The organism is Pirellulales bacterium (assembly GCA_035939775.1).
Classification (GTDB): Bacteria; Planctomycetota; Planctomycetia; order Pirellulales; family DATAWG01; genus DASZFO01.
The window spans coordinates 1-20,960 of sequence record DASZFO010000094.1; the positions used below are offsets into that span (position 1 = coordinate 1).

A 20,960-nucleotide genomic window follows, 5' to 3' on the forward strand; every position below is an offset into this window, starting at 1 on the left:
ACTGGGAGGATTTCTCGGCCGTCGTCATGATGGTCAACCCGGTGTAAAAACTCTCTGGCGTGGCTGGCGTCGGCTCACTGACTTGGTCATAGGCTACCGACTCCCCCGCGGACCATGAATATTGCGGGTAACGATGAGCGCAAAGCCGTGGGCATGGCACCCAACCGCCGGCGCCGCCAGCCTTTCATCATTGGCTCGCCGGCGCCGTCCAGGAGTTCGTCTTTCCGGACGCGACGATCGCCTCGATCACTTCCATATTCCGCACGGCATCTTCGATCGGCGTGGGAACGGGCGCGTCGTTTAAGATCGCCTCGGCGAATGAATCGCCTTGGATCGTGTATTGATCGCAAATCTCGCAATTGATGGCGTGGAACTCGGTCCCTTGAGAATAGCGCACGACGCAAGGGCGATCGTTCGGCGCATTGAACGGCACTTCGCAAAGATCGATCCGCCCCTCGGTGCCGATGATATGCACCTGTTGCAGCGGAGCGGTCTGCGTCGAGCAGGTGAAGGTGGCGGTGCCGTGGCCGAAATCGAGGATCGCCGAGGCGAGTCGATCGACTTTGAATCGTGGGTCGTATTCAACGATGCCGAGCACGCGCCGTGGCTGAGCCTCGAACAGCCACCGCGAGAGCGAGACGGCATAGCAGCCGACGTCCATCAGGCAGCCGCCCCCCATCGTCGGATCGTGGCGGATGTTTGCAGGGTCGTCCGTATAGTGTGAGAAGAACGTCTGGATGGTCCGCAGCGTGCCGATCTTGCCCGTGTCGACCGATTGCTTCGCCAGCTTCCATTGGGGATGGTGGCGATACATGAAGGCTTCCATCAACTTCTGCCGGGGATGTCGCCGGCCGGCCGCAACCAGCTCATGAGCCTGCGCGGCGGAAAGCGCAATCGGCTTCTCGCACAGCACGTGCTTGCCAGCCTCGAGCGCCTTGATCGACCATGGGACGTGCAGGTCGTTCGGGAGTGGATTGTAGACCGCATCGACCGCAGGGTCGGCGAGCAATTCGGCGTACGAGCCATACGACCGCGCGATGCCCAGCCGCTGGGCCGCAGCGCTCGCCCGATCGGCCGACCTTGAGGCAATCGCCACGACCTCGGTGAGCCGCCCCTTCTGCATGGCCGGAATCACCTTGTCGACGGCGATCTTGGCCGTGCTTAATACGCCGAATCGGATTTTTGTCATGGCGCATTATTTTACGGGAGCCGACGATTTGCGTCCATTCCCGTTCATTTCTGGCCCATTAATCCCCGCCGCGTTCCTTTGTTTCCGCCGGAACGCTCTTTCCTGATTCGGATCGCTCCGCCGAAGGTTGAGCAACCGCGTCGATGATCCGGCGCAAGAGCCGGTATTCGACCTCGTAGACTTTGCGAAGTTCCGGGTCCGGCTCCAGTTCGCCTGTGACGCCCATGTTGAAATCCGTGAAGCGCGAGCCGAATCCGACAACGGTCGCGGTCCCCTGGCCGAGCTTTGCGACGGCGGCGACCACGGGCGGTTTATCGGCGCCCGGCGGCGCGCCGTCGAAGGAGAGCAGCGGCTCGCCGCCTGTGATTTTGCAAGCCGAGCTGATCGGAACGGCCGGCCAGCCATCCTTGGCGGCCAGCGTGCCGGCGTAGTTCGTGGCGTGGTCGACGGCCAACCCAAACGGGAAGAGCAGGCTATTGGCGGTGGATTTCACATTCTGCGGCGAATCGATTACGAGCAGCTTTCCGCCCGACCGCACGTAATTCGTTACCGCGTCGCGGTACGAGGAAGGTACGTCTTGATCGGGATGCAAGACGACGAGCAGATTTCCGCCGGGCGCTTCGCCCGCGCCTTGCCGATGGATGAAATAGCCGAGCCGCAGGATATTCCGCTCGAAGATGCCGAAACCGTCGTCGCGGCCCGCGATGAAGCCCCCTTTGGGCAGCGGGGCGGCGCTCGCCGTGCGATCCATCGTCACCTCGGTCATCGGCCGAGCGCGGTCAGGCATCGGCAACTCGGCCTCATGCGCCGCGCGAATTTCCACGACGGCAGCGCACCACCCGGCAATGCCCGCGGCCGTCAGCACCAGCCAAGCGCCGTCCCAGCGGCGGGCGAGTCCCAGGGCCAACAGCGCCAGCAGTGCCGCGCCGGCATCGAAGAGCGGATTCACCCAGCGCGGGCCGCCGCTGCGATTGAGCCACTCGACCATCCCCAACATCACTTCGGGCTTGCCCGGCTCGAATGTGCTGAAATTGGAGAACTGCGTCGAATCGGTGAACGCCACGACGCGCCCTTGCCCGTGCCGCGTCGCCCAAGTCTGGATCCAAGCCCCGTAGCGAGCGTCGGGGCGCGCATCGACCTGCTGCGAATTCGGCGCGAAGACCTGCGGATAGTAGTTGGTGGCAAAGTAGTCGGGCGGAAGATTCCAAAGCCCGGTGGCCGACATCACCACCTCGCCGCTGCTCGTGCCCGGATCGAGCGAGCAGGAAATCTCGAAATCGAGCGGCGGCATCCGCTGAGCGATCGGATGCGCGATGAGCGGCCGGACATACAACTCGTCAAACGGCGAATCGATCCCGAACAGGCAATCGTAGCGAAAGCTGAATCCGAAGTTGCGCGAGATCTCGTTGAGGTATTCGCCTGTGTGGAAAACGTCGGTGTGCTCGCCGATGAGCATCAGCCCGCCGCCGCGCTCGACGAACCGCACGATGGCGGCGATCTCCTGCGGTTCGTAGCGCGAGGTCGGCGTCTTGACGATCAGCACGTCCAAGCGGTCGAGCGTCGCATCGTCGAGCGGGGCCGTGACTCGCGACATTTCGTAAAACCGCGACAGGTAATCGTAGATGCAGTAGTAGTTGTAGGCCGACATCTGGCCGTACCACTCCGTGTCCATCGCTCGATCGGTGCGCTCCCAGTTGGAATGGCGCTCATCGACGGCGACTCGTCCCGTCTTCCGCGCGCCGGGCGGGTCCCAGAATTGGCCGGCGACGAAGAGCGCGACTGCCGCAGCCGCGGCGAGAGCAGCCGCCGCACGCCGCCAGGTCGGCGCTGGCATGGCGTGTCCGCCGGCGCTTGCAACGGCTTTGCCGCCGCCAGCCATCCGCAGGAACCGACAAGCCAAAAACGCCGGCCCGCTCAAGAACAGCAGATTTACGCACGGATTCCAGAACTGCCCCATCAAATCCAGCGGCGAATCGAACTCGGTTCGCAATGCCCGATGAAGAAAAAGGGCCATGAACAATCCGGCCCGCAGCGGCAGCCATGCGAGCACTACCAGGCACAACTTTCCCGCCGCAACCGTCAACTCGCGCAGCCAGCGATCCGGCGCGGCGATCGACCACGCGCGAATCGCCACCAGCGTCATGCCGCCGATCAAGAAGCAAAACGTCGCCGGGTCGAAGAGCAGTTCCCAAGTCGCGCCCAGGCGGTGCACCTTCCGCATCGTGTGCAGCACGATGTTATTCTCGTCCACGGCCGACTCGATCCCCAGCAAATGGGAAACGCCGGTGAGCGCGTCGGTCAATACGGCGGGCAATTCATGCGAACGCGCGGTGAAATGCTCGTAAAGCATTAGGCCCAGCGATTGCGCGAGCAAGATCGATCCAGCGACCGCCGCTCCCGGGCCAGTCGATCGCGTCAGGCGGTGTGAAACGCCGACCGCCGCCGGGAGCAAGCCAATCGCGATCAATAGCGGCGCGGCGCGATACGGCCACGGCGCGAGCCAGATGGCCGACAGCACGAGCGCTAGCGCGATCGCCGACTCGACCCGGCCCGACCAGCGCTCGACAACGCCGCTTAAGAGCGCCGCGCCGACGACGACCAACGCGGCCCAGCAAAGCCAGTCGGCTTGATGATAATAGTTCAGTCCGAACAACCAGGAGGTGGCCAACAGCGCCACCCCGATCCAGGCGCGCTTCATGGCTTCGTCTCGCTCTTCGGCTTCTCCCTGTTTGACTTCTCGCTCTTTGGCGTCTCGGTGTTGTCGGGCTTCTCGCCCTTCTGCTTCTCGGCGTCGTCTTGCTTCTTGTCTTTCGCTTCCGGGACCGGCGGAAGCGCCGCCGGCAACTCGGGGATCGCAGCGGCGGGCACCGCGCCGGTTGGCGGAGTCGCCGCCGGTGTCGTTTGCGGTTGCGACTTCGGCGGATACCACGGGGTCGTACCGCGGAGCTGCGGGATGAACCACCGCCAGAAATCGGCGTTCTCGCGCAAGCCCTCGATCGGACTACCATCCTCGTTTTCGAGGTTCTTGTTCGCGGCGAATTCCGTATCGCCGATGACGACGGCCTTTCCCTTCTTGACGTTGCGAACGATGATCACCGGCAACTCGGTTTTGCCCTCGAGCCGAAATCCGCCGGCGGCCGGGTCGAACGGGCGGTCGGCGAAGCCCGCGGCAATCGCCTTGGCCTCGGGATCATTGCAACTGATCGGCCACGCCGCATGAAAGCGAACGAACGACTGATAATCGCCAGACACCTCGTAATACGGACCCTTGAAATGCCCCATCGGCGCTGGCTCGGTTCCCTTGGGCAGATTCGGGGGAATCGCGCCAATCTTGAATCCGAAATCGTCGAGCAAAGCGCCGCTGGCCGCCGAGCGGTCGTAGCCGGCCATCAAGATGAAAATGCCTCCCTCTTCGACAAACCGCCGGATCGCTTGCCGCTCAGCGCCGGTGAACGGTCGCTGCGGCCCGATCGTGGCAAACAACCCGGCCTTGCTCAGTCGCTCGTAAGTCACGTCGTAGAGCGTCAGCACGAGATAACCGTCACGCATCAAGGCGTATTCGAAACCGAAGATTCCCTCCGGCCGCGTGATTTCTTCGCTGAACGATCCGAGATGGGCGTAGTCGATATACGCCAGATCGTTCGTGACCGGAAGCGGCTGTCCGGCGGAGCTGGTTGCCGCGGCGGCGCTCTTATCAGTCTCTTTCGGCACGCTATCGCCCCCCGCTGGCTTGCCGGGCAGCAATTCGGTCGCCGCGGCAGTCATCGCGACGCAGATCGCCAACGACGCGGATAGCGCCGCGGCTACGGCCGCCGCTCGCAGCGCGCTTGGCCGCCAGCAGAGCAACACGATCAAGAGCGCCGCGAGAATCCCGCCGGCTGCCTCGCGCAGGGGAGCCCATGAAGTCTTGCCATTTCCGGCCATATAAGCCAACAGCCGCGCGGCGAACGGATGCGACCCAATCACGATTCCGTTGTTGAGCGTCGAGGTGTCGCCGAACACCAGCACGCGCCCCTCGCCCCAAGGCTGCTCGGCGGCGAGCACCAGGTCGCCCAGCTTTTCGCCGGGGTCGTAGCGCTGATTGCCGAGCATGGCGGGGCCCGTCCCCTCGTCGCCGATGTCGGAATAGCCCCAGCGGCCGATGAGCAAAGGCTGGGCAGGCCAACCGATCTCGAGCGATGCGCCGATCACCACGCCAAATACATTGCGATGGTCGGGAATCCCCAGCGTTGTCGGATGGGCCAGCGCCTCGTACGACTCCAGCCAGCCGCCGACGGTGAACTCGGCCGCGTCGAACGCCACGCGGATCGAAGTCGGCTTGAGCAGATCGTTGAAGCGGCTGTCTCGGAGCTGGAATGGGTCTCCTTCGTGCACCGGCTCGCGCCCCGTGTGATCGCACATCAAGAGGAGCTTGCCGCCGCGCGTTACATAGTCTTGAACGCGCTTCAGTTGATCTTCGTTCATCTCGCGCGTGGGATAAAACAAGACCAGCAGATCGCTTCCCTTCAGGTCCTGTTCCGAGAGATCGGCCGACCGCTGGAAGCTGCCGCCGAGGCTTTCGACAAATGGGCCGAACAACCCGTACATCCCGATCATCAGCCGACCGTATTGCCCGTGGACCGGCTTGTCCCAATTGAGCAGCCCCTTCTCGAACGCGACGATCTTTCTTCCTTCGAGCGTCGCGCGATAGGGCGCGAGCACGATGACTGCCGGAACAAGCGCCGCGAGCGCCGCGGCCGTCGGCGTGAGCAGTTGCGAGCGGCGTTGTCGCGAGCGTTCGTTCTCAACGAGCACGCCCGCCGCGCGTGACGCCCGCAACCGATCGAGCATCGCCGCGGCAACACCGGCCTGAAGCAGGGCCGCGAGGGCCGGCAGATTCCAGGGCAGCAGTTCCTTCCACGGGGCGACCTCCGACGCCCACCGGCGAATCCACTCGGTCGGGCTCAGGGTGGCGACTTTCTCCGCGGGGACCGTGCCAGCGACGGCGGCTGGCGCTGCCGGTGCAGTCAGAGCGTCCACGAGATTCGGCGCCTCGCTGAGGATGATCAGATAACACAACTGCGCGATCGCGATGCCCGCCGCGCCCCTGGCGGCCAAACGCCATCGCGGCCGAGGCATCTCGATCAACCAAATCGCATAGAGAGCAACCATCCCGACGAGGAAGTCGAGTCCTCCGAAAGTCGCGCCGACGTTGAGTGGCTGGCCCGTGATCCGTCCGGCAATCTCGCCAATCGCGCCGCCGGCGCGATCGGCCGCAAGCCACAGTGGCGGGATCGAGGTGAGCGCGAGACGGTACAGCCCGAGAATCGCCGCCGCGGATGCCGCGGCGCGCAGCGGGCGATCCGCCTCCGGCCGAGCCATGGCCACGGCCGCCAGCAGCAGCGACATGGCCATTATGTTGACGACGACCAGGCTCGAAGCCGTCATGCCAATTGCCGCGATAATGCCCGCGATCCAAACGGCCGTTCGCCGCCAAGGACGCCACTCGCACGGCCACGCGGAAACGACCACGGCCGCCATCACCAGCCAAGCGAGCGCGTGCCGCAATGGATGGCCAATCAGCCCGACCGAGCCGGCGGCAATCCAAGCCCCGACCAACCCGGCGACCGGCGCAACAATCCCGACTGTTGCGCGAATTCGCTGCTCCGCTGGCCGAGTCTGGAGTCGTTCGGCTTTGGTCTCCCCTTTCCCCACGGCCAGGTCCTCGCGTCCGGGCATCTCGATCTGCGCGGAAAAAAGGGCGGCCGAGATTCGGCCGCCCTTATGCGTCGGCAAAAAACACCCAACGACTGGAAATCGCCTGGGCGTGGTCTACCAATTGGCCATCGCAAACTGCGCCAGTGACGGCCGCGCGGCGCTCGTCGACGTGCCGCCGCCAGGCCCTGGATTCGGCGGGGGGACGCAGGTCGTTCCCGCCACCGGGCAGAATGTCGTAATATTGGTGCAGGTGGTCAGCATCGGCGGGCATTGCGTCTGTACGGCTGGGCAAATCGTCGGAATCGTCACACAGTTGGTGAACGTCGGCGGGCAACTCGTGGCAACGGCCGGGCACCGCGTCTGCACAGAAGTGCATGTCGTCAGCGCGGGCGGACACTGCGTGGCCACTGCCGGGCAAATCGTCTCCTTCGTCGTGCATTTGGTCACCGATGGCGGGCAGGTTGTGGCCGCAGCCGGGCATTGAGTTTGGACGACCGGGCAGGTTGTCGGAGTCGCAGCCGGGCAAACCGTGGCTGCCGCGACCGCAGAGCATGCCGTCGGCTCTGGCGGGCATGTGGTGGTCGTCGCGGGACAATGCGTTTGTACAACTGGGCAGGTCGTAGGCGTCGCCGCCGGACACGTCGTCGGCGCCGCCCCTGGCGTGCAAGCCGTCGGTATCGACGGGCAAGTTGTCGCCGCAGGCGGACACCGGGTTTGCACAGCCGGGCACTTCGTCAGCGATGGCGGGCAGACCGTTACGGCCGTTGTCGTGCAGGCCGTCGGGAACGGCGGGCAGGTTGTCGCCGAAGGTGGGCAAAACGTGTCCTTAGGCGTGCATTTCGTCAACGTCGGCGGGCAGGTCGTAGCCGACGGCGGGCAAATCGTATCGCGCGGTGTACACTTAGTGACGAACGGCGGACAGGTCGTCGGCGCCGGCGGGCAAACGGTGAGCTTCGCCGCGCACGTCGTCAACGTCGGAGGGCAGGTGGTCTGAACTTGCGGGCAAAGTGTTTGCAGCGCCGGGCAAGTTGTGGGCACAACGGCCGAAGTCGTCGCCACGGGCGAACCGCCGGTCTGAGCCCAGACACCGGCGGGAATCACGAGCAACATCCCGAAGGCGGCGATCGCCGCCAGCGCACGAAACCCCAGCTTCTTCCTGACCATAACCGCCTCCTATTACGCTCAGGCCATGCGTCGCCCGAAAACGGCCGCTGGTTCTTGCCCGAACCAAATCGGCAGTGGATTGAATCCTCGGCGGTCGTCGCTCAGAGTCTCAGCGAGATCGTTGAACAACGCCGCTGGCCCGTCATTCGCTCGAATCAATCAGGAGATTCCCCGATTGAAGTTTTTTCTACACCTCCCCGCGGAAAATCGCAAGCAGTTTTTGCAAAAAATACCCGGCGCAGTTCCACCCGATTTAGGGAGCACTTATTGTTGGCAGCTCGGCCGAGTGGTATCTTTGACGCAGGTCGTTACCAGCCTCTGAGTCCAGTCAATCCTGTCGAGAATGCCATGAGCGCAATCGCATCCGCCCCTGCAATGGCGGCAGTGAACACGTCAAAGGTCGAAGGCCGGCGCGAGTTGCACTTTGCCACGCTCGACGAGATGTTGGCCGAGGCTGAGCGGTTGGCCGCTGCCAGGAACGTCAAGGTGCTGGGGAATTGGACGCTCGGGCAGGCGCTCGGCCATCTCGCTGCAGCGATGGACATGGCCGTCGATGGATCGAGTATTCGTCCGCCGCTGTTCATCCGCCTGATGGGTCCACTTTTCAAGAAGCAGGTGCTGAAGAAGATGCGGCCCGGCTATAGTCTCCCGCCTGACGCTGCCAAGAACCTCGTGCCGCCTCCCTCAATATCGACCGAGGAAGGGCTCAAGAAGTTTCGCACCGCAGCGGCCCGATTGAAAGCGTCGCCCGACCGCGCGCCGAGCCCCTTCCTGGGGCGCCTGACTCAGCGGGAATCCGATCGACTTCAGCTTAGCCACGCGGAGCTGCACCTGAGCTTCTTCATTCCGTCGGAATAGCGCGCCGCGCGGATTCGTAGCTGAATTCGCCAAGAATTTAGTCCCGCTGCACGCCATCTTGCCCCCGGAATTCTGGGGAATTCCGCTACCGGTGGACCGGTTTGGCCGCCATTGTCAGCCAGTTTTTACATATCTTTTACTCGCTCCGTGCGCATAGATGACACTTCGTTCTGGATAAGTTTCTAGAATTTTGACGACAGCATTCCAAGGGGACGGGCGAACGGTGGAATGCCGCACATTCGATGGAAACCACCCCGGAAACGAACGTTTAGGGAGCGAACGGATATGGCGACTCAACTGGCCCCGAACAATGCTAGCGGCTTTGCCGCGGACTCCGCTTCCGCGCTGCTTCCTCCTGGATTCCGGAACGCCACGGAGACCGTTCCCTACGGCGTTGCCACGAAGCATTCGGCCCTGCTCGAGCCCACCAGCTCACCGGTCGCCTACGACGCCACGATCGACGCCGATCACTCGGGCGCTGCCAATCATGCGGACGCTACCGAGCACGAGCCGGCCAAAAGCCGTTGGCAGAATGGGCTCGATTGGCCGGTCGTGATCTTCATGAGCCTCGTCCATATCGCGGCAATCGGCGCGGTCTTCTTTTTCACTTGGAAGGCGCTCGCGCTGTTGCTTGTGCTCGGCTGGTTCACCGGCGGCATCGGGGTCTGCCTCGGCTACCATCGTCTGCTGACCCACGGCAGCTTTCAAACCTATCGCCCGATCCGCTGGTTCATCGCATTCGTCGGCGGGCTATCCGGCCAGGGCTCGGCCATCACTTGGATCGCCAACCACCGGAAGCACCACGCCTTCAGCGACAAGGAGGGAGACCCGCATTCTCCGCACGACGGCCCCTGGTGGTCCCACATGCTCTGGTTCACGCCATACTTCGGCCAAGCCTGGCACCACGAGCTGACTCACAAATACGCTCCCGATCTGGTGAAGGATCCCTTCATGCGGTTCCTGCACAAGACGTTTCTGGTCTGGCAATTCGCGTTCGGCGGGATGCTTTTCCTGATCGGCTATTTCGGCTGGGACGCGTACACGGGCTGGTCGTTCGTGTTCTGGGGGCAGTTCCTGCGGATGGTCTACGTGTGGCACGTCACCTGGTTCGTCAACTCGGCCACGCACATCTGGGGCTACCGCAACTACGATACGACCGACGATAGCAAGAATCTGTGGTGGGTCGGCCTGCTGGCCTACGGCGAAGGCTGGCACAATAATCACCACGCCTTCCAGCGCATGGCCCGCCACGGCCACAAGTGGTGGGAAATGGACATGACCTACTGGACGATCTGCGCGATGGAAAAACTGGGCCTGGCCTGGAACGTCGTCCACAAGGTCCACTCGTACCAGAAGCCGGCATGAGCCGATCCGAAAACCGCCGGGGACCGTCCCCTTTTTCGGAGCCGGCGGAGAAATAGGGGACTGTCCCCGTCTCTTCAGGCGGTTCTCGCATAGCCTCTACGTCACGCCCGATAGCTGGCGAAGCAGTTGGGCGTCTCCCAGAGCTTGGCGTCGATGACCGGAAATCCCTGGCTGAGCGTAAAGTCGAATATCAAACGGGCGATGTTTTCGGCCGTCGGGTTGACGTCGATCAGATAGATCGGCTCGCCGAGCTTTTTTAGCACCGGCACGGCCGGATCGTCGCGGTGCAGGATCATCCGGTGATCGAGGTTCTCGTCGATCCAGCGGCTTACCACTTGCTTGATCTCGGTGAAGTCGAGCACCATCCCGCGATCGTCGAGCGTGGCCTTCTCAATCGTGATAATGGCCCGGCCGTTGTGACCGTGCAGGTATTTGCACTTGCCGTCGTAATTGAGCAACCGATGGCCGTAGCAGAAGTCGATTTGTCGGCTGACGCGAAACATGGGGAGGGACTAGGGTTGAGGGGCGAGGGGCGAGGGATGAGGAGCGACGGATGATGCAGCATACGTGGTCGAGTCGGGCATCTCGGCCGCGGCGAAGGCGGCTTTGCGCTCGGCGCATTTGTTGCAATGGCCGCAGTGCAAGGAGTTGATCGGGGCAATGCACGAGAACGTGTCGTTCAGCGGATAGTTGCGGCCAAGTTGCATCACTTCGCGTTTGCTCATCTCTGCAAAGGGGCGGAGGATTTCGATCTTAGAGCCTTTCCAAGAACCGCGAGGACTGTCCCCCTTTTGCGCAGTCCGCGAAGCAAAACGGGGACTGTCCCCTTCGCCCAGGCGGTTCTCGGATAGGCTCGTAGTCGTGACCCCGCAATTGAGCGCGGTTTGGTAGGCGTCGAAGAACCCGTCGCTGGCATCGGCAAACGGATTGGAGTTAAGCGTCGCCAGGCACAACTGCTGGATTCCGTGCAGTTGGCACCACAGGGCGGCCTTGACCGAAAGCAGCAGGTTGCGGCCCGGCAGGAAAACCGCTTCGTCGGCCGTGGATTCGTCGGGAACTCCGTCGCCGCTGACGCTCCAATGCCCGTCGTACAGATCGCGCAGCGGCAAATCGAAGAGGACCAATTCTCGCAGCCGCTCCGTCCCGACGCGCTGCAAGTACCGCTTCAGATAACGCAACTCCTCGTCCTGCCAAACCAGCCCGGAGCGAACATAAAACGGCCGCACGCCGTACCCCCGCTCCAGCAGATGCGACAGCAGTATGCAGCTATCGAGCCCGCCACTGGCAAGCACTCCGATCTCAGACCGCTCAGCGCCGGTAGTGGCAGCAGCCATTTCGCATCCCCAAGTGCCTTAGTTCGCGGGCATACTCGTGTCCGCGGCATTTTATTGGGTCCGGCGGCTACGCACAACCGCCGACGAGCTCTCGGGCACATTCAGGACAAAGACAAATCCGCAGATTGCGCCGATTAACGCAGACTTGGAGAGACGACTTCGGCTGCGGCAACCATATAAAAAAGGAATCTGCGGAATGAAATGGGTATAGTCACGGACAAAGAGTTCCTTGGGAAGCGAGGTGCGCGATGACAATGACCATTCATCTCCCACCGGAGTTGGAAGACACCATTCTGCAGTATGCCGCGCGCAGCAGGCAGGATGTGAGCAAGTTTGTCCTTCAAGCAGTCGAGGAGAAGATCGCGAAGGCGCGGTCGATCGACGAAATCTGCGGCCCGTTCGCCGAGGCCGCGGCCGCGACCGACGTTAGCGAGGCAGAGTTCGACCGCTTTTTCGACGAGGCCCGTGAAAAAGCTTGGCAGGAAAGACGGGGGACCACGCCGGAGAGTCACAGGCGGTAGTGCTTGACCACGGAGGGCGGCCGATGCAGAATAGTTTCGGACAGGTTATTGTTGACGAGGCCCGTTGGCATGGCTACCGACGCAACCAGTGAAACGGCGATTTTCGAGCGCATCGTGTTGCCCGGCGAGCCTCGACTGAGCGAACAGGCCGCGAAGTCGATCCTGGCGATCAGCTTCGGCGCGGACGATCGAGATCGGCTGAAGGTTCTGGCAGAGAAGGCGCGGCACGGGACGCTGACGCCGGAAGAGCAGCTATCGATCGACAACTACGAACGCGTTGGACACTACCTGGCGATCTTGCAATCCAAGGCGCGTTTAGCACTACAGAAAACTCGCGATATCGATTCCTAGTAGCGGCATGGACAAGGCGCTTGAGGAATTGATCTAGTCTCGTGCCAAGGGATGCTGCGAGTATTGCCAGGTGCCGCAGCTTTTTGACCCACTCCCGTTTGAGATCGATCACATTATTGCTCGACAACACCAAGGGTCGTCGGACGCCAACAATTTGGCGCTTGCCTGCTACGCCTGCAACCACCACAAAGGCCCCAACATCGCCAGCTTCGATCCGGACGCGCGGCAAGCGGTTCCCTTGTTCAACCCACGGCGCGATGTTTGGACACATCATTTCCAATGGCAAGGACCAGCGCTGCTCGGACTGACGCCGGTCGGACGTGTGACCATTCATGTCCTCGCGATCAACCGTGAGTATCGGGTTGCGCTGCGGCGGGCGCTGATTCGAGAGCGCGTGTTCCCTCCACCGTGACCGAATGCGATGCGCGCCGGATCCTGCGCGTCTCGCTTCTCGGGCGAAGAAATCCGAAATCCAGCGTCAAGAGGCTTGGTTTTCCGTGCCGCCGTCGGTCCCCGCTCCCGCGCCGACTGGTGTCGCGGCCGATTCCGTCTCGTCGCTGACGACGCCGACGAAAATGAGCTGCTTCTTGCCGCCGACTTCTTTCACGTCGACGGTGATCAGGTTCTTCCCTTGGAACTCGCCCTTGAGCAGTTCCTCGGAGAGTGGGTCTTCGACGAAGTTTTCGAGCGCGCGGCGGAGCGGCCGTGCGCCGAAATCGACGTCGGAGCCCTTCTTGATCAGGTGCTTCTTGGCCTCGTCGGTGAGCTGGAGCTTCAGGCCACGCTCGCCGAGGCGTTCGCGGACTTTCGCCAGCTCGATGTCGATCACTTCCTTCAGGTCTTCGACCGTGAGGTGGTGGAACACGATCACATCGTCCACGCGACCGAGAAACTCGGGACGGAACACCTTTTCGATCCGCTCGTTGACGCGCTGCTTCATGCTCTCATACGATGCGTCGTCGTCGGGCTTTTGGAAGCCGAAGGCCGCTTCGTTCTTGATCGCCTCGGCCCCGGCGTTGGTCGTCATGATCAGGATCGTGTTGCGGAAATCGACGTTGCGGCCGAAGCTGTCGGTGAGCCGCCCCTCTTCCATGATCTGGAGGAGCATGTTGAACACGTCGGGATGGGCCTTCTCGATTTCGTCGAGCAGCACGACCGCGTAGGGCCGGCGGCGGATTTTCTCCGTGAGCTGGCCCCCCTCCTCGAAGCCGACGTAGCCCGGCGGAGCGCCGATCAAGCGGCTTACGTTATGCTTTTCCATATATTCGCTCATGTCGATCTGGATCAGCGCATCGGCATCGCCGAACATGAACTCGGCCAGCGCCTTGGCGAGCAAAGTTTTGCCCACGCCGGTCGGCCCGGCGAACACGAAGCAGCCGGTCGGCCGCTTGGGGTCTTTCAGTCCGCTGCGGCTGCGGCGGACGGCCTTCGAGACGGACTTGATCGCCTCGTGCTGGCTGACGACGCGTTTGTGCAGCTCATCTTCCATCTTCATCAGCCGCATGCTGTCTTCGGTGCTCATGCGGGTGAGCGGGATGCCGGTCATCTTCGAGACGACCTCGGCGACCACGTCCTCGTCCACCACGCCATCGGCCTCGCGCGATTTGTCGCGCCAGTCGCGCGTGATCGTTTGCTTCTTCTTCTTGAGCTTGTCGGCCGAATCGCGGAGCGAGGCGGCCTTCTCGAAATCCTGATTGGCGACCGCTTCTTCCTTTTCCTTATTCAGCCGCTCGACTTCGTCGTCGATTTCCTTGAGGTCCGGCGGCTTGGTCATGGCCTTGAGCCGCACTCGAGCGCCCGATTCGTCGATCACGTCGATCGCCTTGTCCGGTAGGCAGCGGCCGGTGATGTAGCGGCTCGACAGCTCGACGGCCGCCTCGAGGGCGTCGTCGGTGATTTGCACGCGATGGTGCGATTCGTAGCGATCGCGAAGTCCCTTGAGGATTTCGATCGTTTCCGACTTGGTCGAAGGCTCGACGATAATCAATTGGAAGCGGCGATCCAGCGCGCTATCCTTCTCGATATACTTGCGGTATTCGTCGAGCGTGGTCGCGCCGATGCACTGGATTTCGCCGCGGGCGAGGGCCGGCTTCAAGACGTTCGAGGCGTCGATGGCTCCTTCCGCCCCGCCGGCGCCGACGAGCGTGTGCAGCTCGTCGATGAAAAGGATCGTGTTCTTCGCCCGGCGGACTTCGTTCATCACGGCCTTGATCCGCTCCTCGAACTGGCCACGATACTTCGTGCCCGCGACCATCATGGCCAGATCGAGCACGACGATGCGGCGGTCGGACAGCAGCTCGGGCACGTTGCCATCCACGACGCGCTGGGCAAAGCCCTCGACGATGGCCGTTTTGCCGACTCCCGCTTCACCCAGCAGGACCGGATTGTTCTTGGTGCGGCGGCAAAGGATTTGAATGGCCCGCTCGATTTCCTTTTCGCGGCCAATGACCGGATCGAGCTTTCCTTGGCGGGCTAATTCGGTGAGATCACGGCCGAAGCTATCGAGCGCCGGAGTCTTCGACTTGCCGGCTTTGCCGGTCGTTTCCTGCCCGCCGCTCCGTTCGCCGCCGCCGCGCTCGGTGGCTTCGCCCCCCTCGATGCCGTGCCCCAACAGGCTGAGCACTTCCTCGCGGACGTCTTCGAGCTTTAGACCGAGATTCATCAGCACCTGCGCGGCGACCCCTTCCTGCTCGCGCAGCAAGCCGAGCAGGATGTGCTCGGTGCCGACGTAGTTGTGGTTCAGATTGCGGGCCTCTTCCATCGAGTATTCGATCACCTTCTTGGCTCGCGGCGTTTGCGGGAGCTTGCCCATGGTGACCATATCGGGACCGCTTTGGACGAGCTTCTCGACCTCGAGCCGAATCTTGCGCAGATCGATGTCGAGGTTCTTGAGCACGTTGGCAGCGACGCCGCTCCCTTCCTTGATCAGACCCAGCAGCACGTGCTCGGTGCCGATATATTCGTGGTTGAAGCGCTGGGCTTCTTGATTGGCCAGTTGCATCACTTTTCTGGCCCGATCTGTAAATCGCTCGTACATGGATCGATTCTCCCGGGGCTAAACCCGCGTGTTCATCTCGTTCTTATGATCGCGTTCTTACTATTGTGTGCGCGGCGTCAAGACCCGTGAAATGTTCCGACGCACACAGTTCCAAACACCTCGCTCAAGCGGCTTCCGACAATCGCTCCTGTTCGGCCTCGTCGGCCGGCCGTTCATCGGTAATCCCGTCCGATGCTTCAGAATCCACCGTCATCTCCGCAGCCTCTCGCATTTGAACTGCCAAGCGAGTTCGTTGCCGGGCGATCTCTAAAGTCCATCGTTCCGCGCCATCCATGCGGTTGAGCCGCGACAATTGTTCCCCCGCCTCCTGATGCCGCCCGGTGTGCCGCAGCAGCGTGGCGAGCATTAGCCGCGCTTCCACGTCCAGCACGTTGCCGGTCAGCAGTCGGTTGAGGGCCAATTCGGCCTCGAACCAATTCCCCTTTAAGTATTCGCTTCGGGCCGAGTTAAACAAGTCCTCGTCGTCGGCTGACGGCCCGCTCACTTTCAAGCCAGTAACCCATCGCACGGAAACCGCCGCCCAGGCGATCCAAAGCAACCCCGTCGCCAGCCAAATCAGCGCTCGCACCTCGGGGCTATACAACTCCGTCCAAAGTCGGCTGCAGACCAAGGCCAGGTTCAAAAGCGCGGCAAAACCGGCGGCCATCGCCAGCCCCGTCCACGACCCGGCAAACCACAATTGCGGCAAGCCCGGCCAGACCAGCGTAACCCATCGCAACCGCCGCATGGCGAGAAACCTCCGTGTTCAACCGCCGTCCGCCGCCGACCACATCCCAGGGCGCATTTTGAGCCACGGAATTCTAACTCGCAAATCGCCCTGAATCAAGGCAAATGAAAGACAGGCTTGGAGTTAGGTAAATTTCAGCGTTTAAATCGGCGGCGTTCGGGTCGCTACCGTCGGATGCGCTTTGTCGCTGAAGGACTGGGAAAGCGACGGAGATCCAAGAATAGTTGCCTTTCCACGATGCGATCCGAAGAGTTAAAAGCCAGAATCCGAGCGGTTACGTCGCCGATCGGCGAAATCCCCTCGATTCGGTTGCCGACGATGGCAAAGTGCTCAGCCCACACGTCATTGCGCGGGTTGAAGAATCGGATAACTGAGCCGCTGTCCCGATAGATCGACGCGATATCGCTTCCCTTCGCTTGATTGCAGAAGACACACGCGAAGGCCAAGTTCTCCGCCTCGGTCAATCCATCATGCTTTTCACTGACGATATGATCGACGGCGCAACCAAAGTAGGTATCATCTTCCGCGATCAGGCAGTACTCGCAGATGCCTTCGGCTCGCGTCCGAACGAATCTCCGGAGTTCGGCGCTGATATAGGTGACCGACATAGCGGCTAGCCAGCGAGGCGCTGGCGCGCGCGCGCCTTTGCCAGACGCATCAGATGTTCGACTTCAAGATAGTGCTTGAGTTCCGATTCCTCTTCCGCAGAAAGTGATGCCATTTTTTGCCGACGAATCAAGTCCGTCACCTTCTCCTTAGTCGCGTCGGAAGGGTGAAAGTCAACGACACTCTGAGGCGTTGTTCCAGCCGCGAGAAAATCGACGAATTCGTCGTAGGCTAGACTCATTAGAACCTCCAAATGGCAAGCCATCGTCGCGGCGCGCCATTGACCACGCAACGAGAGATCGCCTTATTCCACACGACGTTATTATACGGCCAAATCGCGGCGCACGCCAATTCAATCGGTGCGGTGCCGTGGCGTGCTTGGAGTTAGGTGCGGCGATTCGAGCAATAACTAAACCTTCGAGACTGCCTCCGGCGCCGTCAACCGTCGCAGTTGGCCGCAGGCGGCGTTGATTTCGTCTCCTTTGCGCTCGCGGACTTGGACGTTAATCCCGCCTTCGCGGAGGATTTCGAGGAACCGCTGCTGCGCCGCGCGGGTCGGGGCATGGTAAGGGAGGCCGGCGACGGGGTTGTATGGGATGACGTTCAGGAGCGCCAACCGGCCTTCAAGCAGCTTGGCCAACTTGTGGGCATGTTGCGGCAGATCGTTGATCCCACCTAAGAGCACATACTCGAAAGTCAGCCGCCGGCCCGAGATCTCGAAATAATGGTCGGCCGCCTGGATGATCGCCTCGAGGCCGATGTTCTTGTTCACCGGCACAAGCTGCGTGCGCAGATGATCGTTCGGTGCATGCAACGACACCGCCAATTGAAAGCGGCTGTCCAGTTCCGCCAAGCGGCGAATCGCCGGCGGCAGGCCGACCGTCGAGATCGTGATCCGGCGATGGCCGATGCCCAGGCCGGTCGGGCTGGTCGCCTCGCCCAGCGCAGAGAGCAGACTATCGAGGTTCGCCAGCGGCTCGCCCATTCCCATTACCACGATGTGGCTGAGCCGCTCTTCCTGCGGCAACAACCGGGCCAGCAATAGCGTCTGCTCAACGATCTCGCCGGCCGTGAGATTCCGCACCACGCCATCCAAACCGCTCGCGCAGAACACGCATCCCATTGCGCAGCCTACCTGCGAGCTGATGCAGATCGTTCGCCGCGGGCCATCGCGGAGCAACACGCATTCGATGCGGTGCGAATCGTGCAATTCCAAAAGCAACTTTTCGGTGCCGTCCGCCGCCCGATGATGGCGGGCAATCGTGGTAGTCCAAATGCGGAAATCGGCGGCAAGCTGGCCGCGCAGCTCCTTCGGCAGATCGGTCATGTCGTCGAAACTGTTCGCCCGCCGCTCGAACAACCAGCGGCGAATCTGCCCCGCACGATAGGTCGGCACGCCGCGCTCGGCGAGCCAGGCGGAAAGGGCGGCCGAATCAGGCTCGAGAATGTGGATCAAGGGACGCGCTGCCTGCCGAGATTGAACGATGCATGTGCCGCCGCGGGCTTTGTCCAAGCTACGCGGCACCATTGCATTGTGCATGACGCGGCAAGGCTTTCCAAGCCCGCGTCGATTAGCCGGCGTTGGACGTCGCCGGTTCCAAGCCGATTTCGAGCGGCTCGGCTTCCGGCGAGCCAGCAGGCGTGACGGCCAGGCCACCTTTGGCGAGAAAGGCGCGTTGCCAGCCTTGGCTCACGAACGAGAGCACGATCGCGCCGCCGAAGGCGATCAGCGAGAAGACCATGAATCCGCCGCCGAAGCTCGAGGTCCATTGCTTCATCTGACCGAGCAGGTTCGGCAGCAGGAATCCGCCGATCCCGCCGGCCGCGCCGACGATCCCGGTCACGACGCCGATCTCCTGCGAGAACCGCTGCGGAACCAACTGGAACACGGCGCCGTTGCCTAGCCCGAGCATCCCCATCGTGACGAACATCAATCCAACGCCGAGCCCGAGCGCCGGCGACGTTGCCAGCCCGACCATCATCAGGCCGACGCCGAGGTACAGCGCCGTCAAGACGCGCAGTCCGCCGAAGCGATCGGAAAAATAGCCGCCGACCGGCCGCAGGAACGATCCCGAGATCACGCACAGCGTCGTGTACAGCCCGGCCTGCGGAGCGGAAAGGCCGTATTGATCGTGAAAGAAGATGTTCAGGATGCTGGCCAGCCCGACGAAGCCGCCGAACGTGATCGAGTAGAACAGACAGAACCACCACGTGTCGCGTTTGGCGAGCACCGCCGCGTAGCGCGAAAGGGGCTGCGGCGCCGGTTGCTTGGGGCTATCCTTCGCCAGGATGCAAAATACGATGAGCGTGACCACGATGGGAATCAACGCCAGTCCGAAGACGGCGTGCCAGCCGATCTGCTCGGCCAATCGCGGGCCAAAGAAGGTGGCCAGGGCCGTGCCGCTGTTGCCCGCCCCGGCAATCCCCATCGCCAGCCCTTGATGTTCGGGCGGATACCAGCGGCTAGCTAGCGGCAAGGCGGCGGCAAAGCTTGCCCCCGCCACGCCCAACATCAGCCCGATCAACAGGAGCTTCGAGAAGCTGTCGGCCCAAAGCCAGCCGAGCGCCAGCGGCACGAGTGTCAACACCAAGCCGATGATCGCAGTCCGCCGCGCGCCCCAATGATCGGTCATCAGCCCCAGGAGCAAGCGCAGCACTGCGCCTCCCAAGAGCGGGACTGCCACAACGAGTCCTTTTTGCCCAGGCGTCAAGTGAAAGTCGGCCGCGATGGAATTCCCCAGCGCGCCGACCAGCACCCAGACCATGAAGCTGATGTCGAAATAGAGGAACGCGCTGAACAACGTCGGCAGGTGGCCGGCACGGCGGAAGTCGCGGAGATTCATGGGGAAGTTGCTCTTTCTAATGGGTTTTTCCTAGGGTGACTTTGGTAGGATGCGTCAAGTCCGCGCGGACGCACCGGAACCCGGCGCGGCTGCCGATCAGTGGTGACGCGCGGTGCGTCTGCGCAGAGCCTTGACGCACCCTACGGCTGCGGATTCGCGCTTGCGAGAGTTCAAGCTTCGTCATTCCATTCTCTCCGGCCGAACTCGGACGGCGCAGGACTTGTACGCCGGCTGCTTTGAATACGGGTCGAAGACGGCGTCGGTAAGTTGGTTCACCGTTTCGTAGTGCATGGGCAAAAAGACTTGCCCCGGCTGCACTGTGGGGGTAACGAATGCCTTGGCTCGAATCCGGCCGCGCTGCGATTCGATTTGGACCCACTCGTTCAGGCGAACGCCCAACCGCTTAGCGTCGGCCGGATTGATCTCGACGTAGAGGTTTTGCGGATAGAGCTTCCGCAGCACGGCCGATTTCGCCGTCCGCGTTTGCGTATGCCATTGGGCGGCGCTGCCGCGGCCGGTCAACAATTGGAACGGGAATTTCGCATTCGGCGGTTCGCGCAACGGTCGCGAATTCTCGAAAATGAATCGCGCCCGGCCGTCGGCATGATGGAACCGGCCATCGGCGAACAGCCGCCGCTCGGGCTCGCGGTCTGCGCCCCCCGCTGGATAGGGCCATTGAATGCCGGCGCGCTCGCCGAGCATCCGGTAATCGAGGATGCCGCTGAAATCGCACGGCTGGCCGACCGAGAGTCGCTTGAGAATCTGAAACACGGCCTCCGGCGTTTCCCATTCGGAAAACATCGGGCCGCAGCCCCAATACTCGGCGATCAATTTGAAGATCGAAAAATCGGAAAGCGCCATCCCTGGCGCTTTCGCGACTTTCTTAATCACGCCGATCCGTCGTTCCGAATTGATGAACGTTCCTTCTTTTTCTCCCCAGGCCGCGGCGGGCAGCACCAGGTCGGCGCGCTCGGCCGTTTCGGTCGTGTGGTACATGTCCTGCACCACCAGGAACTCCAGCCGATCGAAGATATCGAATAACTGTCCTTGATTGATCCACGAATGGGCCGGGTTTGTGGCGATGACCCACAGCGCCTTGATCTTGCCGGCCAGCACCCCTTCCAGAATCTCGTTGTAGGCCCAGCCGTTGCGATCGGGGATACGGGCCGGATCGATCGCCAACTGCCGGGCGACCTTTTGCCGATGCGCGGGATTCGCGAAATCGTGCCCGCCGAGTAGATTCGTCG

General features: G+C 62.3%; 19 protein-coding genes and 1 pseudogene. 8 read left to right on the forward strand and 12 right to left on the reverse strand.

Annotated elements, in window-relative coordinates:
* A partial coding sequence (locus VGY55_05490) for an IS4 family transposase (GenBank protein HEV2969426.1) occupies window positions 1–118 on the forward strand: 118 nt, incomplete at its 5' end.
* Between the two features lie 69 nt (window positions 119–187).
* Here the strand turns inward: VGY55_05490 and VGY55_05495 are convergent.
* From VGY55_05495 to VGY55_05505, 3 genes are read right to left on the reverse strand one after another with little or no spacing between them, the layout of a single operon-like run.
* Window positions 188–1,189, reverse strand: a complete 1,002-nt coding sequence (locus VGY55_05495) for a Gfo/Idh/MocA family oxidoreductase (protein HEV2969427.1) — start codon at window positions 1,187–1,189, stop codon at window positions 188–190.
* Window positions 1,190–1,247: 58 nt separating this feature from the next.
* On the reverse strand, window positions 1,248–3,887 hold the full coding sequence (locus VGY55_05500; GenBank protein ID HEV2969428.1) for a DUF4350 domain-containing protein: 2,640 nt from the start codon (window positions 3,885–3,887) through the stop codon (window positions 1,248–1,250).
* Window positions 3,884–6,964: a hypothetical protein gene (locus VGY55_05505; protein ID HEV2969429.1), complete on the reverse strand. Its 3,081-nt coding sequence runs from the start codon at window positions 6,962–6,964 to the stop codon at window positions 3,884–3,886. The genes VGY55_05500 and VGY55_05505 overlap by 4 nt, the downstream gene beginning before the upstream one ends.
* A 31-nt stretch (window positions 6,965–6,995) precedes the next feature.
* On the opposite strand from VGY55_05505, the gene VGY55_05510 reads away from it, so the two are divergent.
* From VGY55_05510 to VGY55_05525, 4 genes are all read left to right on the forward strand, one after another.
* The gene (locus tag VGY55_05510) at window positions 6,996–7,370 is read left to right on the forward strand and encodes a hypothetical protein (protein ID HEV2969430.1); all 375 of its coding nucleotides are present in this window, start codon (window positions 6,996–6,998) and stop codon (window positions 7,368–7,370) included.
* Window positions 7,371–7,415: 45 nt separating this feature from the next.
* Window positions 7,416–7,880 (forward strand): hypothetical protein, encoded by a 465-nt coding sequence (locus tag VGY55_05515; protein ID HEV2969431.1) that lies wholly within the window; start codon window positions 7,416–7,418, stop codon window positions 7,878–7,880.
* A 518-nt stretch (window positions 7,881–8,398) separates the two neighbouring features.
* Window positions 8,399–8,908 (forward strand): DUF1569 domain-containing protein, encoded by a 510-nt coding sequence (locus VGY55_05520; protein HEV2969432.1) that lies wholly within the window; start codon window positions 8,399–8,401, stop codon window positions 8,906–8,908.
* Window positions 8,909–9,193: 285 nt separating this feature from the next.
* A complete protein-coding gene (locus tag VGY55_05525) occupies window positions 9,194–10,273 on the forward strand; it encodes a fatty acid desaturase (GenBank protein ID HEV2969433.1) in 1,080 nt (359 codons plus the stop codon).
* 101 nt (window positions 10,274–10,374) lie between these two features.
* Here VGY55_05525 and VGY55_05530 read toward each other — a convergent pair whose 3' ends face one another.
* Entirely contained in the window at window positions 10,375–10,776 is a 402-nt protein-coding gene (locus tag VGY55_05530) for a 6-carboxytetrahydropterin synthase (protein HEV2969434.1), read from the reverse strand.
* 9 nt (window positions 10,777–10,785) lie between these two features.
* The gene (locus tag VGY55_05535; protein HEV2969435.1) at window positions 10,786–11,607 is read right to left on the reverse strand and encodes a 7-cyano-7-deazaguanine synthase; all 822 of its coding nucleotides are present in this window, start codon (window positions 11,605–11,607) and stop codon (window positions 10,786–10,788) included.
* Window positions 11,608–11,855: 248 nt separating this feature from the next.
* Here VGY55_05535 and VGY55_05540 point away from each other — a divergent pair, with 248 nt between their 5' ends.
* From VGY55_05540 to VGY55_05550, 3 genes and pseudogenes are all read left to right on the forward strand, one after another.
* Window positions 11,856–12,128 carry a hypothetical protein gene (locus tag VGY55_05540; GenBank protein HEV2969436.1) on the forward strand — a complete coding sequence of 91 codons (273 nt, stop codon included), beginning with the start codon at window positions 11,856–11,858 and terminating at the stop codon, window positions 12,126–12,128.
* 69 nt (window positions 12,129–12,197) lie between these two features.
* Window positions 12,198–12,479, forward strand: coding sequence for a hypothetical protein (locus VGY55_05545; protein HEV2969437.1), 282 nt, complete (start codon window positions 12,198–12,200; stop codon window positions 12,477–12,479).
* Between the two features lie 67 nt (window positions 12,480–12,546).
* Window positions 12,547–12,891 (forward strand): annotated as a pseudogene (locus VGY55_05550) (HNH endonuclease signature motif containing protein).
* A 66-nt stretch (window positions 12,892–12,957) separates the two neighbouring features.
* Here the strand turns inward: VGY55_05550 and VGY55_05555 are convergent.
* From VGY55_05555 to VGY55_05585, 7 genes are all read right to left on the reverse strand, one after another.
* Complete coding sequence (locus VGY55_05555) at window positions 12,958–15,516, reverse strand: ATP-dependent Clp protease ATP-binding subunit (protein ID HEV2969438.1); 2,559 nt, start codon at window positions 15,514–15,516, stop codon at window positions 12,958–12,960.
* Between the two features lie 124 nt (window positions 15,517–15,640).
* Window positions 15,641–16,264: a hypothetical protein gene (locus VGY55_05560; GenBank protein HEV2969439.1), complete on the reverse strand. Its 624-nt coding sequence runs from the start codon at window positions 16,262–16,264 to the stop codon at window positions 15,641–15,643.
* Between the two features lie 164 nt (window positions 16,265–16,428).
* Window positions 16,429–16,872, reverse strand: a complete 444-nt coding sequence (locus tag VGY55_05565; protein ID HEV2969440.1) for an HNH endonuclease signature motif containing protein — start codon at window positions 16,870–16,872, stop codon at window positions 16,429–16,431.
* Between the two features lie 5 nt (window positions 16,873–16,877).
* On the reverse strand, window positions 16,878–17,111 hold the full coding sequence (locus VGY55_05570) for a hypothetical protein (protein ID HEV2969441.1): 234 nt from the start codon (window positions 17,109–17,111) through the stop codon (window positions 16,878–16,880).
* A 168-nt stretch (window positions 17,112–17,279) separates the two neighbouring features.
* Window positions 17,280–18,410, reverse strand: coding sequence for a 23S rRNA (adenine(2503)-C(2))-methyltransferase RlmN (gene rlmN, locus VGY55_05575; protein ID HEV2969442.1), 1,131 nt, complete (start codon window positions 18,408–18,410; stop codon window positions 17,280–17,282).
* A 31-nt stretch (window positions 18,411–18,441) separates the two neighbouring features.
* Window positions 18,442–19,713, reverse strand: a complete 1,272-nt coding sequence (locus VGY55_05580; protein ID HEV2969443.1) for a nitrate/nitrite transporter — start codon at window positions 19,711–19,713, stop codon at window positions 18,442–18,444.
* A gap of 180 nt (window positions 19,714–19,893) precedes the next feature.
* The coding region (locus VGY55_05585) for a molybdopterin oxidoreductase family protein (protein HEV2969444.1) at window positions 19,894–20,960 on the reverse strand (1,067 nt) is incomplete at its 5' end.